The following is a 16,104-nucleotide window of genomic DNA, read 5'->3' on the forward strand; positions in this document are numbered from 1 at the left end:
TTTATTTTTTGGGTTTTGCTATACGCTTCAATTGAAATTATAAATATTCATTTAGGATTAATTTCTCATCACAATGGATGGCAAATGTGGAATTCATTTCTATTTCTTATTTTTATGTTTATTATATTCCCCATTCATTATAAAAACCCACTGCTAGCGTGGCTTATATCGGGAGCTGTTCTTATTTTAATTTTCACTCAGTTTGATTTTCCTCTTGATAAAATGAAATAACTCTTGAAGTAACGGGTGCATTCAACAAGTCTATGTAAACATGTTCTTCCACAATCGGGCGCATTTCTAGAATAAGAAGTTGCATAAAACCCCACTTATTGCGCTTGAGCGCACGTAAACGTTGATTTATCATCGATGTGTATAATCCTGTAAAAGCAATAAATTATGACAAGTTGACCCCCCTTGCGCACAAGGGGGGTGTCATTGGTAACTTTCGTTAGGAATGGTAATGTAAACTGAACTGTATATTTATATGGCAAAGCTTAATAGAAGCTAACAGAAAAAGGTTTTTATATTTTGAATTAGCTTTGTTTTTCATAAATTTCTATTAAAGCTTTTGCATTTATACTAAGATAGCGTTCCTTGTTATATGTAAACACTAGTGTACGGGTAGGATTTGAATCTAATTTAATATAAGAAAAGTAAGTTTGCTGAGGACTTCGGTAATCGATCATTTCAGGAACTACTGTTAGACCAAGACCATGTCCCACAAGAGATTGAGCTGTTTCAATGCTACTTGTTTCATAAGCAATCTGTGGTTCAAATCTACCTCTCGCACATAATTCTAATACTGTACGACGAAAACCGTATCCTTGCTTCAATAAAATAAATGGACAATTGGCAAAGCCCTCAATAGGTAAAGCAGTTTGTTTGATCAATTTAGGAGAATAGATCATCTGTTTTAATTTTTCAGGCATCCATTGTTTTGGTTCTTTTGGCAATACAAGATAAAGGGGCTCAGTAAGCATTGTTTTCGTATTCAAACGAGAATCTTCTACTGTACCAGGCTTTCGATTAAACAAACATACACCGAGTTCCTTGTTCTAATTTTGCAATTTGTTTACTTAAAGATGGCTGTGCAATATGAAGATGAGAAGCAGCTTTTGAAAAGCTCTTTGTTTTATATATTTCTAATGCATACTCAAATAGTCTCATGTCCATAATATCCCTCCATAGTCTGCGGCTATCAATATAATAGATTATATATCTTAGCCGAATAGATGTTTATAGATTATTATGAAAATAACAATATTTTGAAATTAAGGGAGTGTTAATTACATGAGTTTTGTCAATGTTTGGAATGCAGATTTGTACGATGATAAATTAAGCTTCGTATCTAGTTTTGGTAAAGGGGTAGTTGAGCTACTTCAACCACAAAAGGGAGAGAAAATACTTGATTTAGGTTGTGGAACGGGAGATCTTACATACGAAATTTCTAAGTCCGGTGCGATTGTGACGGGAAGTGATTTCTCAGGAGAAATGATTGAGAAGGCACGTAAAAAGTATCCTCAAATCCCATTCATTGTTGAAAATGGAGAAACATTTAGAACAAATGAAAAGTATGATGCTGTTTTTTCGAATGCAGCCCTTCATTGGATGAAACAAGCTACCAAAGTGGTCGAATCGGTTGAGCTAGCATTACATCCAGGAGGTCGCTTTGTAGCTGAATTTGGTGGACAAGGAAATGTTCAAACTGTTATTCGGGGAATAACAGAGGTACTCTCTCAAGAATATGGAATGAATGTAGCAGAAAGAAACCCTTGGTATTTTCCAAGTATAGGAGAATATAGTACTATACTTGAACAGTACGGATTTAGAGTATCATATGCTCAACATTTTGATAGACCTACCCCATTAACTGATGGAGAAAAAGGATTGAATCATTGCTTAGATAGTTTTGCGAATGACTTTTTCCCTGAGTTATCTAAGGAAGAAAAAATAGTTATTTACGGAAAAATAAAAAATAAGTTACAATCTGATTTATATAAAGATGGTATCTGGGAAGCTGATTATAAACGAATTAGAATTGTTGCGTTTAGGAAAAGATAGTTCCTGTTACAGTATAGTATATTTAACATCCTTTGACCTTCAACAATCGGGCGCTTTTCTAGAATAAGAGAATTGCGCTCTTTCTAAATGAATAGGGCCAGATTATGGAGGGCCATTTCTTATGGACCTTGGATATTTATGTTAAAATAGATATTGTGAAGTTTTTCGCTTTGTGAAATGAGGGGAAACAATGGAGTATATTAGGTACAGTACTAGCTATTCTATATTTTATGATTTGTTAGTTGTGCTACTTGTTATTTTATTTTTAATTGCGTTCATGCTTTTCATGAGAAGGACAAATTTAAGTCGTATGATGAAATATTTCATAATTGCGGCTGGGATGTTTGCGGCGCTTAATGTAGTCTTTCCTTATTTTGGTTATCAGTTTTACTTCATTCTTGAATTCGTTGAATGGACGACTAAATTCATTTTCCCTTGGATCGTTTTATATTGGGTCATTCGATTCATAAAAGCAGTAGAGAAAAAAGTCTAACCGACTTTATTTATGTGAGCGGAACTTTAAAGGTTTAGACTTATACATCGTAGACGATGTGTATGTTCTATTACATGGCTACGACTTGGATATAGTATGGTACGCCATTGATACAGGTACAGAAGGGGAAGGGGATCCTTACCACTCACCATATTTAAGTGCCAGTACCGATATCTGGGGTTTCCATGAACATGCAATATTTGATTTTATAAGAGGTGAAGTATCAATTGCAACAAGAGGAGATGGTCATAAGCGAGCAGAAGCATTTAAAACAGGATTAAAGTTTCTGGCTGAAAATAAAAAACTAGTAGATCGATACATTTGGTACTACAATAATGATACTAGTATTGAAGAACGTTATAATTATGTTGAAGAAAATGGGGTTAAAACGTATGGAGTGGTAGTTACTGGTCCGACAAAAGAGCTACTAACCCTTCAAGAAAATCATTCGATTATTTATAGCACGTTAGGTGAAGTGGATTTTTGGAACTGGTATGACAGTCCTTCGGGTGGGACGATTTATAATTAATTCGTCATGAATGGGGGTGCTCACGCCGAGGAAAATAGTTAATCGGTAATCACTGTTGCAGAATGTCTTTGGAAAATAAAAAATTCATGTTTCATCGAGCATTTCTTAAAATGAGGAATGCTTTTTTCTATGTCTGAGACGCAATGGGATTTATATAACAGTAAAAGTATAATAAAAAAAGATAATTATTTATCGTAAATCGATAAAGTTCAATTTAGTGTAGGTAAAAATATTCAAAATACAAGATAATTGGTATTGATAATCATTTTCGTTAACCTGCACTGAAATTCTATTGCTGAAGATAATCATTGTCAATAAATATTTTTTAGATTGATCTATTTTTGATGAAGATTGCTGGATGAGAATGCAGTGGCAACTTAACTAGATACTTCCAAACCTCCAAACCAATTGGTAAGCCTACCAATCATCTACTAATGTGAATCCTACGAAAAACTGTTAGCCTTTTTATGAGCCTGTATCATTACAAAAACAGGAGGGTAACCAATGAAAATTGTATTTGTCTTTCTCATGACAGTAATCGTAGTAATCGGTTCCTATACTGCAAATAAAGTAAGCGCCAAAGCCAATGTGTCTAGTCAACCGGGTGACGTTTTGGGATTGATGTGCGTAAAATATGGTTTTAACCAATTTGAAGAGAAGATAAAAAACGCATGTTTTGAGGTAGAGCCTAATCTATTTATGACCTTAAAAGAAAACAGAGATGATGCGCTAACAATCTCTGATGAAGAAAAAGATTTACTTGCTCAACTCGTTCACGCCGAAGCAAAAGGAGAGCCATATGTTGGTAAAGTGGCAGTAGCAGAGGTCGTGCTCAATCGTGTGGAACATGAAGAGTTCCCTGATACAATTGAGGAAGTTATTTATGAAACGAATGCATTTGAACCTGTGCTTAATAACTCCATTTATGAACCAGCTGACCAGGATGCGTATGATGCTGTGGAAGAAGCGTTAGCCTATCAAGGAATTGAAGAAGACATTGTTTTCTTCTATAACCCTGAGACAGCAACAAGTGATTGGATTTTTACACGTGAAGTTGTAAAAGTAATAGGAAACCACGCATTTGCTATTTAATAAAATGCCGTTCGGTCGATTCGTTTAATTAATAAAAAGAGAAAGCTGCATTCCGTTGTGATCGAACAATGGGGGGCAGTTTTTTTATTTCGGTTTTCAAATATTTTAGCTAATAAAATTATCTTCAGAAGCTCAAGTAGCAATGGCGAATGAGGGATTGGAAAGTAATAAAAGTAGCAGGGAATATTTAAAGTCATAAAAATAAAACGTTTAAGGTTCACTTTCGAATTCTTAATTAGGTACTAATTGTAAATCGGTATAATCATGAACAATTATACATAAATGGTAAAATTGTTTCTGAGAAAAAAGAAATAGTTGGTACTCTTGGCATATATCTTTTCATACGTTAACAGGTATCATTGAAGAACATAATCAACCTCGAATATTAAAAGTGAAATTGGGTGGTTTATTAAGTTAAATTGTAAAGTGTATATTGATAAGGATTTAATTTTCAAGAAAAAAATTAAGTATAATCTACTTTCAGGTGAGGTTAAAGAGAGAGTAACACGTTATGTTCAATATGGTTCAATGGGTAACTAAATACATAGTTTAATCAATAAAGGGGGACCGATATGTTTAAGATTAATATTAGAATGCCCTTATTTTATTTGATAGCAGCAGCTATCGTTCAATTCATCTTTCATAGGGAAGTTAACTGGTTACAGAATATTAGTATTTGCGTGATAATGGTCTTAATTATGATGTTTTATAATTGGTCAAAAGTACCATATGAGTGGAAGAAAGACAACAAACCTGAATAAAAAATTGAAAAGGGGCTGTTCCAAAAGTCGAACTGAGGAGCAATGGCTCGGTTCGCTACACGCCGTGAGTGTGTAACCCACTCCTCTCAGGCTTTTAAAAGATGCAACGACTTCGCTCATTGTTTAGGGGGTGTCTCAAAAGGTCAAAAACAGTCCTTTTGCGACACCCTCTAAAGTCTTATTTAATGACTTGTAGCTCTTTCGGATATTGTGTTAAGCATTCATATCCCTCTGCTGTTATCAACACATCATCTTCAATTCTAACGCCACCTGTTTTCGGAACATAGATTCCAGGCTCAATGGTAAAAGTCATTCCGACTTGTAACTGATCATTATTTGTTTCGTTAAGAGAAGGGAGCTCGTGGACTTCTGTCCCTAATCCATGTCCAATTCGGTGTGGAAAATATGAGCCATAGCCAGCATCTGTAATAATAGACCTAGCTTTACGGTCTAAATCTCCCAAGATGGTACCAGCTTGACATAGCTTTAATGTCTCTGTTTGTGCATGTAATACGGTATTGTAGATATTTTGCTGCTCTTCCGTTATTTTACCTAAGGCGACTGTTCTTGTTATATCTGAACAATAGCCGTCTAACACAACTCCTAAATCAAATAAAACAAACTCACCTTCTTGTAGGCGTTTCATACTTGGTTTGCCATGAGGATTAGCAGACTGCTCCCCGCTAAGTACAAGTGTCCCAAATGACATTTCAGAAATTCCTTTTCGTTTTAGCTCAAACTCAATCATTGCAAGTACGTCCATTTCCGTCCGGCCCGTTGAAAGAGCGTGTACGCCAACTTCAACCCCATAGTCTGCCAGCTTTGCAGCCTCGCGTAAAATAGCAATTTCTTCATTACTCTTAATTAGGCGCAGATTCATTAATTCCGTTTCACAACAGATGAAATCTGCTCCTTTAGAAAGCTCTCTTAATTGTTCCGCTCTTGCCACAGAGAGTAGACTTTTTTCAATGGCAATGTTGGAGCCATTAATTTTTAATGAAGAAACATATGTTGATATGAGCACCCATGGATTCTCATGATCGCTATAACTAATAATAGGATATTTCCACCCAGCTTGTCGCACGAGTTCCTTCTCCATATTTGGACAAATTAATATAGGTTCCTCATTCTGAAAAACAAATAAAGAAACTAATCGTTCATGAGGCTCACAACGAAATCCTGTAAGGTAGAATAAGTTTGCTTTGCCTTGTATAAATGCATACGCAACATCTCCATTTTTTAACCAGGTTTGCAAAGTTTGTAACCGATGATCTAACATAATTAACTCCTTTCAAAGCTTTATGATTATTCTTAATTTAACATCATATGTTAAAATAAGATAGACAAGGAGAAGAGGGGAAACAAATGAAACCATTTTTTTATTACCTTACTTTAACGATTGGCTCGATCATTGTTGCGGCCGGTTTAGAACTGATTCTTGCACCGAATGGCCTTGTTGATGGTGGTGTGACGGCAATAGCGATCATGGCCAATTCTCAATTGGGATGGCCTATCTGGGCTGTATACCTAGCTTTGAATGTCCCTACTCTTCTTATTTCTGGACGTTTTATGGGGAGAAAATTTGTTGTACGAACTTTATATGCTAATGCCGTAACAACGGCGGCGTTATGGTGGTTAGCTCCGATGCAAGCCATAACATCTTCAGAGGTATTAATTGTCTTATATGGAGGTTTGATGCTTGGTTTAGGAATAGGACTTGTCGTAAAAGCTGGAGGTGCAGTTGACGGAACGGAAATGGTTGCGATTTGGGTTAATAGACGTTTTCATATTCCAATTAGTACGTTTTTATTAGCTATCAACGCGATTATCCTTACAGCAGCTGCCTTTGTATTTACATTGGAGCAAGCGATGTTTAGTATTGCTGTTTTTTATATCGTTTCTAAAATGATTGATTTTGTTTTAGATGGTTTAAATCAGGGCAAATCGGTGATGATTATTTCAGAGAAGCCTCATGTTATAGGCAACAAACTATTGGAAGAACTCGATGTATCCATCACATATTTGTATGGACAAGGTGGCTACACAGGGGACGAAAGATTAATTATTTATTGCATAACAAACCGGTTTATGTATCCAAAATTAAAAGATATCGTCCTATCAATTGATTCAACAGCGGTATTGGAAGCTTCATATGTGACAGAGACAACAGGAGTGAAAAAGCAAATGCTTTTTCAAAATGGAGAAAGAAAAGAATCATAAATATTTGCAGGAAATCTATTAGCTGTTGGTTAATAAGTTGATAGGGAAAAAGATTACTAAAAGGAGTCGATATAGCGTGAAAGTTAGTTATCATGGACATTCTGTTGTACAAATTGAAACGAAAAGTAAGAGAATTATTATTGATCCGTTTATTACAGGAAATCAGCTAACAGATTTAGATGCAAAAGAGCTCAAAGTGGATGTGATCCTTTTAACACACGGGCATAATGATCATGTAGGAGATACTATTGAGCTTGCGAAGAGAAACGATGCACTTGTTATTGCACCTTTTGAGCTTGCTACCTATTTAGGATGGCAAGGTGTCAAAACCCACCCTATGCATATTGGCGGCTCTCAACAGTTTGAATTTGGTACAGTGAAGCTGACACAGGCATTTCATGGGTCATCATTTACCATTGAAGAAGAACAAAAAATTGTATATACAGGAATGCCTGCAGGGATATTATTTACAGCTGAAGGGAAAACAATCTTTCACGCAGGAGACACCGCTTTATTTAGTGATTTGAAATTAATTGGTGAACGAAATTCGATTGATATAGCATTTTTACCAATTGGTGATAACTTTACAATGGGGCCAGAGGACGCCTCGGTTGCTTCAGAATGGTTGCAAGCTAAGCGTGTCGTACCAATCCATTACAATACGTTCCCTGTTATTGAACAAGATCCAGTTGAATTTGCTGAAAACTTATCAGGAAAAAAAGGTCTTGCCTTAACAGTTGGGGAATCAATTGAATTGTAAATAGGAAATGAAATAGTTTCAGGAAAGGGTGAAGTATATGCTTCACTCTTTTTTCGTCGAGCCTATTGAAAAAAGGGAAGTACACCCTTTTTCATATTTTGAGAGAGCGAACAAGTAAGCAATGGCTCCACACGCCGTGCGCCATTCGAGAAGCCCACTCAAATGGCTTAAAAGAAAACGGCGGCTTCGCATATTGCTTCGAGCCTATTGAAAAAAGGGAAATGCACCCTTTTTTCAATAGGCTCTTGGTCTTTTCTATTGTTTTTTGCATAGAATGTACAAACAAGTAGTGGGGTGATGTCTTTGAAACAACGGCTGTTTTTGTCCTTTTTGCTTGCTGTGGCAATGGTTGTGTATGGATTAGAATACTTACCTTTTGATGGTTCAGGAATGGACAGGGTGTTTGCGTGGTCATGGCTTATGTTTGCGATGCTCGTAATTAGTGGTAACGGTTTCCACCTGTTATACCAAAAAAAACGAAGAAGACGCGTGGCTGTACCTATTCGATATGTAAGCCAATCACGTGAAAAAATGCGTGGATAATAAGAGAGCCTTGATAGTCCGAACTTTCAGACGTATAATGGCATTAGTACAGAATGCATATTTTTAGTACAACAGCTGAGTGAAAGTGTGGTGGCTATCATGGCTACAAAGCATGAGCAAATCATTGAATATATTACGAATCTTGCAGTAGGAGAGAAAATCTCCGTACGTTCGATCGCGAAAGCCCTTACAGTTAGTGAAGGAACAGCCTACCGAGCAATTAAAGAAGCTGAGAATCAAGGGCTAGTTAGTACGATTGAACGGGTTGGTACCGTTCGAATTGAAAATAAGAAAAAAGAAAATATTGAGAAGCTTACATATGCAGAAGTTGTTAACATTGTAGATGGACAAGTATTAGGTGGGCGAAACGGGCTTCATAAGACGTTAAACCGTTTTGTCATTGGGGCAATGAAGTTGGAAGCGATGATGAGATATGTAGATCCAGGAAACCTTTTAATTGTTGGAAACCGTGATCAAGTCCATAAAGTTGGCTTAGAAGCTGGGGCTTCCGTTCTTATTACAGGTGGATTTGGTACAAGTGAAGAAGTGATTGAATTAGCGGATGAACTTGAGCTACCAATTATTTCAACTAGCTATGATACTTTTACCGTTGGGTCAATGATTAACCGTGCGATTTATGACCAGCTCATAAAAAAAGAAATTGTTTTAGTTGACGATATTTTAATACCTTTTCAAGATACTTTCTATATGACAACGCAAAACACTGTTGAGAAATGGCATGATTTAAATAGCAAAACAGGACACAGCAGATACCCTGTTATCGATGGAAATTTGAAAGTTCAAGGGATGGTTGCAGCAAAAGATGTGCTTGGCGTTTCAAAACAGACGCCAATTGAAAAGGTGATGACAAAGAACCCTATTACCGTCAATGAACGGACGTCTATTGCGGCTGTGGCGCATGTTATGGTTTGGGAAGGAATTGAATTACTCCCTGTTATTGATACTCAAAGAAAGTTACTAGGAGTAATTAGCAGGCAGGATGTCTTAAAAGCACTGCAAATGGTTCAGAAGCAGCCACATATCGGTGAAACGATTGAGGATATAGTTACGAGCCGAGTGCAGGATATTTCAACTTCAGAGGAAATAACCTTCGAATGTGAAGTAACCCCGCAAATGACCAATCAGCTAGGGACGATTTCTAATGGCGTTATTACAACACTCGTAACGGAAATAGGCAGTCGTGTCATGCGGAAGTTTAAAAAAGGAGATTTGGTTGTCGAAAACATTACATTGTATTTTCTGAAACCAGTACAAATTGATAGTGTGATTACAATCAAACCTAAGATTCTTGAGGTTGGAAGGAAGCATGGAAAGATTGATGTTGAACTATATCATGAATCAGCTATCGTTGGGAAGGCGATGATGATGGCTCAAGTTATTGACTAACGAACACAAACAAAGGAAGGGTCTGCTCCGTCTGGCATGTATGTTGATATATACAACATATATTATAGCCGGAAGCAAGCCCTTCCTGTTTTTTATTAGTCACCTAATTGTGCCACATAATGACGAGAGGCACGGTATCCATAAACGATATTTGCAACACCAAGAATGGCAAAGATCGCACCTACGACAAGGTCAACTACGCTTCTATTGTAGATGAGAAGATTTGCACCAAACGCCGTTAGGAAAAATCCTAATGACAAAGAAGACTTAGTTTGATAAATTCGTTTTAATAAAGATTCTTTTGAGCGCCACATTCTAATTTTATTATATAAGAAAAAGACAGCTGAAATGATGATAATAATTGTTAACAGTTTATCCAAAAAAATGAACCTCCCCTAATATCTAAGTGGTTAAAAGACATACCTATCTAATGTTTCAAGTACAACCTCTAGTAGCCATTGTATATCGGGAAGAACGAATTTGCCAGTGGAGGAACAGTGAACAAGTACTTTAAGGAGGAAGAAATTATGATAAAACAGATTCAAGACGCAATTAATCAATACGAGACGATCATTATTCATCGTCATGAGCGACCTGATCCTGATGCATTAGGATCACAATTGGGCTTAGCAGAAGTGATTAAAGTGCGCTTTCCAAACAAAAAAGTATTCGTGGTGGGAGAAGAGGAGCAAAGTCTAGCTTTTCTAGGTGAGATGGACTTTGTTTCAGATCATGAGTATAAACAAGCTCTTGTTATTGTATGTGATACAGCTAACACAGATAGAATTGATGATAAACGTTATGATCAAGGTGCGTTTTTTATTAAAATTGATCATCATCCAAATGAAGAACCATATGGAGACTTACATTGGGTTGATACAACATATAGTTCAACAAGTGAGATGATAGTTGAATTCGTAGAACAAGGCAAAGCAGTTGGATATAAACTAGATCCAGCATCGGCATTATTGTTATATGCTGGAATTGTAGGTGATACAGGTCGTTTCAGGTATACAAATACGACACCAGAAACGCTACAAAGAGCAAGTCTTTTAGTTAATCAAAAGTTTGATCAAAATGCTTTTTATTCCAATTTACATAAAAAAGACTTGAAAATAACGAGACTACAAGGGTATGTACTTCAACATTTTTCAATCATTGAAAATGAAGTTGGGGTGATGCGCTTAACAAATGAGGAGCTGGAACAATTTAATGTGACGTCTACAGAATCATCACAGCTTGTTAATACGTTCTCTGATGTAGAAGGACTGAAAGTGTGGGTGTTCTTTGTTGAAGACGATGACAAGATTCGAGTAAGGCTTCGTTCGAAAGGCCCTGTGATAAATACGATTGCAGCCGAACATAACGGTGGAGGACATCCTATGGCTGCTGGGGCAACTGCTCACTCTTGGGAGGAGACAGAAGAAATTGTGAAGAAGTTAGTGGAAGCTTGTAAATAAGGTTATGCCTGCTTTTTGATAAGGAGGCGAAAGTGTCATAGGGGATGTCTCAAAAGGTCTGTTTTTGACCTTTTGAGACACCCTCTTATTAAGGTGGAACTCTATAGTTTATTGACAGGTGTAAACCAAGATCCTACATCAGTTACATCTTCGTGTACATCGATTTTTTGTTTCTTTAGCTCGTTTCGGATGAGCTCGGTCACTTCTTTAGATTCTGCAAAGGCAGAAAAGCCATTTTTTATCTTTTCAATTTTTTTAAAGGCCATTTCCTTCCGATTAATGACCATTTCTTTTCCGGTAATGTCCATTAATAACCCTCCCATATCGTAATGAGATTCTATACTTATTATACAATAGATTAAAAGATAAGAATGGGTTATGACGGAACGTTCAAAAAAATGTGATAATTAACTGTTGGAAGGAATAATTTTAACGATAATTCGAACAGTCGTATACAGATGTACATGTTCAACTTCCAACTGGTACCGTTTATCTCCTGCACGGAAAACTTTATTTTCAAGGTTGCTAATCATTAGGTCATTCATATTTGATACCGTTTCGATATCTTTTCGTTTAATATATTGTAATTCATTTAAGGCCTGCTGCTTTAAATCTAGTAATGTTAATTGATTAAGCCGGAGCCTACGGTCGTTACTAAATTGTATATCTATTTCCTGTACGGTCAATTTTTTTTGATTCTCTTCATTCAGCCTGCTTTGTTCGCTACGTAATAGATCAATGTCGTCTTGAAGCTCGTTAATGATCGCTTGTTGTTCGGATATTCGAAATACTAAACCTTCATACACTTGTCCATATTGATAGATGAAAAAGAACCAACCAATAATTACTCCTAAGATCATGCCAGCAAAAAAACGCTTTACAGTCGGGCGTTCATAAAAAGGAGGAACCCTCATGGTGATAATGACTCCCCAACAATCCACTGAATTAGTATTGTCCCAGATTGCGCACCGCATAACGCAGCAAAGATCATAAACCCTGTTTTAAAAATATCATCATGAGTTCCGTAAAAGAGGCCTCGCTCTATACTAGTAATTGCGTCGAAAGTTCCACCAATTGCGGCAACGATGGCCCAGATTTTTAGACTACCGGCTAAATCGTGCATCACTGATAACGGCGGTTTTCCTATTAAAAATGCACCAATCCCACCAATGATGGCCCCACCGATGATAACGCCGAATGCGACAAAGAAATCAATAATTAACGTTGCGAGAAGTTCTCTACTTAGCATGTGGTTCCACCCACTTTCATTATTTCAGTTCAGATAAAAGAGCTTATCCATATCATTTATAAGTAGAAAAAGTAAAAATTATGACTAGGAATTAAAAAGTCGTAAGGCCGTCTCATATTCATTGATACTAAATTTGTACTATACTAGAAATACAAAGGATGAAAGGTGAGGAGAGTTGTATGGAGATTGTTCAGACGCATGTTTACAGTGAATACAGTCTTCTATCATCAACGAATCGAATAGAGGAACTAGTTAAAAAGGCGAGTGAGCTTGGTTACGATACGCTAGCATTATGTGATCACCATGTTATGTATGGTGCTGTGCCTTTTTACCAAGCTTGTTTACAATATAAAATTAAACCGATATTTGGACTTGAGTTAACGATTGAATATAAAGAAGGGTCGTTTGGTTTTATTCGAGTTTATGCCAAGAATGAAACAGGATATGCAAACCTTCTTAAGTTAGCAACAAAAGTTGGGCATCAACAATCAAAAGTACCTAGCTTAACAAATCAAGAAGTGGTCCCGTACTTTCGAGATGTTCTAGTTGTCATTCCTTTTCAAAAAGGTGTATTAGATGAAGAAATTAACAATGGTCAATTTGATAAGGCGTTTACGTGGTGTGAGACATGGAAGGGGGGCACAAAGCGTACTGATTGGTTTTTGGAACTCCAAACATTAGATGGACAAAATAAAGATAGACAAGAAAAGGTAAAACGATTTTCAGAGAAAAGCGGAATGAAGCTTCTAGCTTCCCATCCTGCACGTTTTTTAGAAAGGCAAGATGCAGCTTCCTATCAAGTAATTCGTGCGATTAGAGAGGGTGTGAAAGCCGAGGATTACCCTCTAGAACAAGAGGAGCGTTCCTTTTATTTACACAGTCCAAGCGAAATGCGTGAGCGGTTTTCTAAGGAAATGCAATCTATAGCCAATACAAGTCACTTTGCCTCGTTGTGTTCCGTTCAACTCGAACTAGGACAACGAAAACTTCCTAAATTCCCTTTAGAAGATGCAAAGGCAATTAATGTATTGCGTTCATTGTGTGAGGAAGGCTGCAAAAGACGGTATGGAGATCTAACAGACGAAGTGAAGGAAAGGCTAAACAAAGAATTAGCTGTCATTAATCAAATGGGGTTTAATGATTATTTTCTAATTGTATGGGATTTTATGAAATATGCGAAAGAACAAGGGATATTAACAGGACCTGGTAGAGGGTCTGCAGCAGGTTCTCTTGTTGCCTATGTTCTTTACATTACAGACGTAGATCCCTTGCAGTATGACTTGTTATTCGAACGTTTCTTAAATCATGAGCGTGTGTCAATGCCAGATATCGATATTGATTTTCCTGATCACCGACGCGATGAAGTTATCGAATATGTGCAACGAAAATATGGTCATGAGCACGTAGCGCAAATTATTACATTTGGGACATTGGCGGCAAGGGCAGTCGTTCGTGATGTGGGCAAGGTACTTGGAATTGATAGTTATGTAATCGGTCAAATAGCAAAGGAAATTCCAGCAGTCCCTGGAACTACGTTAGAAAAAGCCATGCAAAATAGTACACGTATTCAATCGCTAATAAGTGATTCCAATGAGCTAGCCGCTCTTTGGAAAATCGCAAAAAAATTAGAAGGTTTGCCTAGGCATGCATCTACACATGCAGCTGGAGTGGTGATAAGTGCAGAACCGTTAACAGGTGTCATAGCACTACAAGCAGGGCAATCATCAATCTCACTTACACAAGCAACCATGGATGTAGTAGAAAAGGTTGGCTTGCTTAAATTTGATTTTCTTGGGTTACGCAACTTGACGTTATTAGAAAACATTGCTCGATTAATTGAACATCATTATGGATTGAAGGTAGAATTTTCTCGAATCCCATTAGATGATCAAAAAGCTTTCAAATTGTTAGGTAGTGGTGAAACAACAGGGATCTTTCAGCTCGAATCAGACGGGATGAGGCAAGTGCTAAAACAATTACAGCCAACGGAATTTGAAGACATTGTGGCTGTTAATGCGTTGTACCGACCAGGTCCCATGGAGTACATTCCTTCTTACATTAGTGGAAAGCATGGAACGAAAGAAGTATTATATGCGCACCCAGACCTTGAACCAATATTAAGAAGAACGTATGGCGTTATCGTCTATCAGGAACAAATCATGGAAGTGGCTTCAAAAATGGCAGGATTTTCACTTGCACAAGCGGACAATCTTAGAAGGGCAATTAGTAAGAAGAAGAAGGGCGAGCTTAATAAGCATCGTGATGCATTTATTAACGGGGCAATGGATAAGGGCTACACCGAGCAAGTTGCAACGGATGTATATGAATTGATTGAACGTTTTGCTGATTATGGATTTAATAGGAGCCACGCCGTTGCTTATAGTATGATAAGTTATTTGTTGGCTTATTTAAAAGCGAATTATCCTTTAGCTTTTTATACGTCTCTTTTATCAGGTGTGTGGAATAATGCAGATAAATTAGCTCATCACATTCGAGAGTGCAAAGAAGCAGGCTATGAGGTGTTTCCTCCTTCTGTATGTAAGAGCCACGTATTGTTTACAATTGAAGGAGAAGGCATACGTTTTGGATTACTTCCAGTTGCTCATGTAGGATTTCAAGCGGCCAAAAGGATAATACAAGCTAGAGAAAAGGAATCGTTTAAAGACTTTTTTCATTTTGTTGTTCAAACCGATCAAAAGATTGTAAATAAAAAAGCAATCGAAAATTTAATCAAGGCTGGGGCAATGGATGATTTTCACCCTGAACGGGCAACGTTATTATTTTCAGTTGAAGACGCATGGAAGTTTGCACTAGAAGTGAATTCGTTTCAAGATGAAACAGAAGGGCTGTTTACACTTGATATTCAAACGCCTGAATACAACGAAGTGGAGCCGCTTCTTATTCAAGAAAAATTAGACTATGAGAAAGAATCATTAGGATTTTATTTATCAGGACACCCAATTGAACAATATAAAAGTCAATTACAGTCACTAGGAAGACGTACGTTACAAGATGCGTCAAAGAGTAAAGAAACAATTCGGATTGCTGGGCTTCTGTCACAAGTAAGAAGGATTAAAACAAAAAAAGGGGAATCAATGGCTTTTGCGCAACTGACAGATGAATCAGGTAGTGGAGAGCTTGTTATTTTTCCACGTATTTGGGAAAGCTCACAACAAGCAGTCATTGATGGGGAGTTGGTGATTGTAGAAGGTCATTATGACAGTTCAAAGGGGAGAACCCAGTTTATTGTTGGAAAGATAGGATTAGTTAAATCGATTCTTGAGTCAAGAGGAAATGTAACAACCCTGTATTTGCGAATTAGCTCGAACCATCAAACGCCAGCTATTTTAGAACAGGTGAAATCAGCCTTATTAGAGAAACAAGGGAAAATCCCGGTCATCCTGTATTATGAACAAACCAAACAAACAAAACATCTAAGTGATGAGTATAGGGTCAAAGCCGATGAATCTTCTATCAATACATTAAAAAAGATATTAGGATATAATAATGTCATCTTAAAAGAATGATA

17 protein-coding genes and 1 pseudogene are annotated in these 16,104 nt (G+C 37.0%); 11 read left to right on the forward strand and 7 right to left on the reverse strand.

Annotation, left to right across the window (positions count from 1 at the left end; genetic code table 11):
* A pseudogene (locus SAY88_RS02510) lies at positions 1 to 231 on the forward strand (CBO0543 family protein); the annotation flags it as partial.
* Between the two features lie 302 nt (positions 232 to 533).
* Here the strand turns inward: SAY88_RS02510 and SAY88_RS02515 are convergent.
* Positions 534 to 1,034 carry a LysR family transcriptional regulator substrate-binding protein gene (locus tag SAY88_RS02515; RefSeq protein WP_332629040.1) on the reverse strand — a complete coding sequence of 167 codons (501 nt, stop codon included), beginning with the start codon at positions 1,032 to 1,034 and terminating at the stop codon, positions 534 to 536.
* On the reverse strand, positions 1,027 to 1,173 hold the full coding sequence (locus SAY88_RS02520) for a LysR family transcriptional regulator (RefSeq protein ID WP_332629041.1): 147 nt from the start codon (positions 1,171 to 1,173) through the stop codon (positions 1,027 to 1,029). The genes SAY88_RS02515 and SAY88_RS02520 overlap by 8 nt, the downstream gene beginning before the upstream one ends.
* 117 nt (positions 1,174 to 1,290) lie before the next feature.
* Between SAY88_RS02520 and SAY88_RS02525 the strand changes: the two genes are divergently transcribed.
* From SAY88_RS02525 to SAY88_RS02540, 4 genes are all read left to right on the forward strand, one after another.
* On the forward strand, positions 1,291 to 2,061 hold the full coding sequence (locus SAY88_RS02525; protein ID WP_332629042.1) for a class I SAM-dependent methyltransferase: 771 nt from the start codon (positions 1,291 to 1,293) through the stop codon (positions 2,059 to 2,061).
* 190 nt (positions 2,062 to 2,251) lie between these two features.
* Entirely contained in the window at positions 2,252 to 2,554 is a 303-nt protein-coding gene (locus SAY88_RS02530; protein WP_332629043.1) for a hypothetical protein, read from the forward strand.
* A gap of 46 nt (positions 2,555 to 2,600) precedes the next feature.
* Positions 2,601 to 3,083: an anti-sigma factor C-terminal domain-containing protein gene (locus SAY88_RS02535; RefSeq protein ID WP_332629375.1), complete on the forward strand. Its 483-nt coding sequence runs from the start codon at positions 2,601 to 2,603 to the stop codon at positions 3,081 to 3,083.
* A gap of 504 nt (positions 3,084 to 3,587) precedes the next feature.
* Complete coding sequence (locus SAY88_RS02540; RefSeq protein ID WP_332629045.1) at positions 3,588 to 4,175, forward strand: cell wall hydrolase; 588 nt, start codon at positions 3,588 to 3,590, stop codon at positions 4,173 to 4,175.
* A 939-nt stretch (positions 4,176 to 5,114) separates the two neighbouring features.
* On the opposite strand, the gene SAY88_RS02545 is transcribed toward SAY88_RS02540, so the two are convergent.
* Complete coding sequence (locus SAY88_RS02545) at positions 5,115 to 6,215, reverse strand: M24 family metallopeptidase (protein ID WP_332629047.1); 1,101 nt, start codon at positions 6,213 to 6,215, stop codon at positions 5,115 to 5,117.
* Between the two features lie 86 nt (positions 6,216 to 6,301).
* Here SAY88_RS02545 and SAY88_RS02550 point away from each other — a divergent pair, with 86 nt between their 5' ends.
* The 4 genes from SAY88_RS02550 to SAY88_RS02565 all read left to right on the forward strand — a co-directional run bounded on the left by SAY88_RS02550 (position 6,302) and on the right by SAY88_RS02565 (position 9,866).
* The gene (locus tag SAY88_RS02550; protein WP_332629050.1) at positions 6,302 to 7,156 is read left to right on the forward strand and encodes a YitT family protein; all 855 of its coding nucleotides are present in this window, start codon (positions 6,302 to 6,304) and stop codon (positions 7,154 to 7,156) included.
* Between the two features lie 76 nt (positions 7,157 to 7,232).
* Positions 7,233 to 7,916 carry a metal-dependent hydrolase gene (locus tag SAY88_RS02555; protein WP_332629052.1) on the forward strand — a complete coding sequence of 228 codons (684 nt, stop codon included), beginning with the start codon at positions 7,233 to 7,235 and terminating at the stop codon, positions 7,914 to 7,916.
* Positions 7,917 to 8,219: 303 nt separating this feature from the next.
* On the forward strand, positions 8,220 to 8,459 hold the full coding sequence (locus SAY88_RS02560; protein WP_332629054.1) for a hypothetical protein: 240 nt from the start codon (positions 8,220 to 8,222) through the stop codon (positions 8,457 to 8,459).
* A 99-nt stretch (positions 8,460 to 8,558) separates the two neighbouring features.
* On the forward strand, positions 8,559 to 9,866 hold the full coding sequence (locus SAY88_RS02565; protein ID WP_332629056.1) for a CBS domain-containing protein: 1,308 nt from the start codon (positions 8,559 to 8,561) through the stop codon (positions 9,864 to 9,866).
* A 95-nt stretch (positions 9,867 to 9,961) separates the two neighbouring features.
* Here the strand turns inward: SAY88_RS02565 and SAY88_RS02570 are convergent, their stop codons facing one another.
* Complete coding sequence (locus tag SAY88_RS02570) at positions 9,962 to 10,246, reverse strand: YtpI family protein (RefSeq protein WP_332629059.1); 285 nt, start codon at positions 10,244 to 10,246, stop codon at positions 9,962 to 9,964.
* A gap of 147 nt (positions 10,247 to 10,393) precedes the next feature.
* Between SAY88_RS02570 and SAY88_RS02575 the strand changes: the two genes are divergently transcribed.
* Positions 10,394 to 11,326 (forward strand): DHH family phosphoesterase, encoded by a 933-nt coding sequence (locus SAY88_RS02575; protein WP_332629062.1) that lies wholly within the window; start codon positions 10,394 to 10,396, stop codon positions 11,324 to 11,326.
* 101 nt (positions 11,327 to 11,427) lie between these two features.
* On the opposite strand, the gene SAY88_RS02580 is transcribed toward SAY88_RS02575, so the two are convergent.
* The 3 genes from SAY88_RS02580 to ytrH form a co-directional block, all read right to left on the reverse strand.
* Positions 11,428 to 11,634, reverse strand: a complete 207-nt coding sequence (locus tag SAY88_RS02580; RefSeq protein WP_332629065.1) for a YtzJ family protein — start codon at positions 11,632 to 11,634, stop codon at positions 11,428 to 11,430.
* A gap of 99 nt (positions 11,635 to 11,733) precedes the next feature.
* Entirely contained in the window at positions 11,734 to 12,240 is a 507-nt protein-coding gene (gene ytrI, locus SAY88_RS02585) for a sporulation membrane protein YtrI (protein WP_332629068.1), read from the reverse strand.
* Positions 12,237 to 12,575, reverse strand: coding sequence for a sporulation membrane protein YtrH (gene ytrH / locus SAY88_RS02590; protein WP_250096682.1), 339 nt, complete (start codon positions 12,573 to 12,575; stop codon positions 12,237 to 12,239). Before ytrH ends, ytrI begins: the two co-directional genes overlap by 4 nt.
* A 179-nt stretch (positions 12,576 to 12,754) precedes the next feature.
* On the opposite strand from ytrH, the gene dnaE reads away from it, so the two are divergent.
* Entirely contained in the window at positions 12,755 to 16,102 is a 3,348-nt protein-coding gene (dnaE, locus tag SAY88_RS02595; RefSeq protein WP_332629074.1) for a DNA polymerase III subunit alpha, read from the forward strand.
* Positions 16,103 to 16,104 lie beyond the last annotated feature (2 nt).

It is taken from the genome of Halalkalibacter flavus, assembly GCF_036663575.1.
Lineage (GTDB): Bacteria > Bacillota > Bacilli > Bacillales > Bacillaceae_D > Halalkalibacter > Halalkalibacter flavus.

Bases quoted from the DNA above. Each gene is read 5' to 3' on its own strand.
- SAY88_RS02545 (WP_332629047.1), bottom strand. From the start codon at position 6,215: ATGTTAGATCATCGGTTACAAACTTTGCAAACCTGGTTAAAAAATGGA.
- ytrH (WP_250096682.1), bottom strand. From the start codon at position 12,575: ATGCTAAGTAGAGAACTTCTCGCAACGTTAATTATTGATTTCTTTGTC.
- SAY88_RS02575 (WP_332629062.1), top strand. From the start codon at position 10,394: ATGATAAAACAGATTCAAGACGCAATTAATCAATACGAGACGATCATT.
- SAY88_RS02520 (WP_332629041.1), bottom strand. From the start codon at position 1,173: ATGGACATGAGACTATTTGAGTATGCATTAGAAATATATAAAACAAAG.
- dnaE (WP_332629074.1), top strand. From the start codon at position 12,755: ATGGAGATTGTTCAGACGCATGTTTACAGTGAATACAGTCTTCTATCA.
- SAY88_RS02540 (WP_332629045.1), top strand. From the start codon at position 3,588: ATGAAAATTGTATTTGTCTTTCTCATGACAGTAATCGTAGTAATCGGT.
- SAY88_RS02565 (WP_332629056.1), top strand. From the start codon at position 8,559: ATGGCTACAAAGCATGAGCAAATCATTGAATATATTACGAATCTTGCA.
- ytrI (WP_332629068.1), bottom strand. From the start codon at position 12,240: ATGAGGGTTCCTCCTTTTTATGAACGCCCGACTGTAAAGCGTTTTTTT.
- SAY88_RS02525 (WP_332629042.1), top strand. From the start codon at position 1,291: ATGAGTTTTGTCAATGTTTGGAATGCAGATTTGTACGATGATAAATTA.
- SAY88_RS02550 (WP_332629050.1), top strand. From the start codon at position 6,302: ATGAAACCATTTTTTTATTACCTTACTTTAACGATTGGCTCGATCATT.
- SAY88_RS02530 (WP_332629043.1), top strand. From the start codon at position 2,252: ATGGAGTATATTAGGTACAGTACTAGCTATTCTATATTTTATGATTTG.
- SAY88_RS02580 (WP_332629065.1), bottom strand. From the start codon at position 11,634: ATGGACATTACCGGAAAAGAAATGGTCATTAATCGGAAGGAAATGGCC.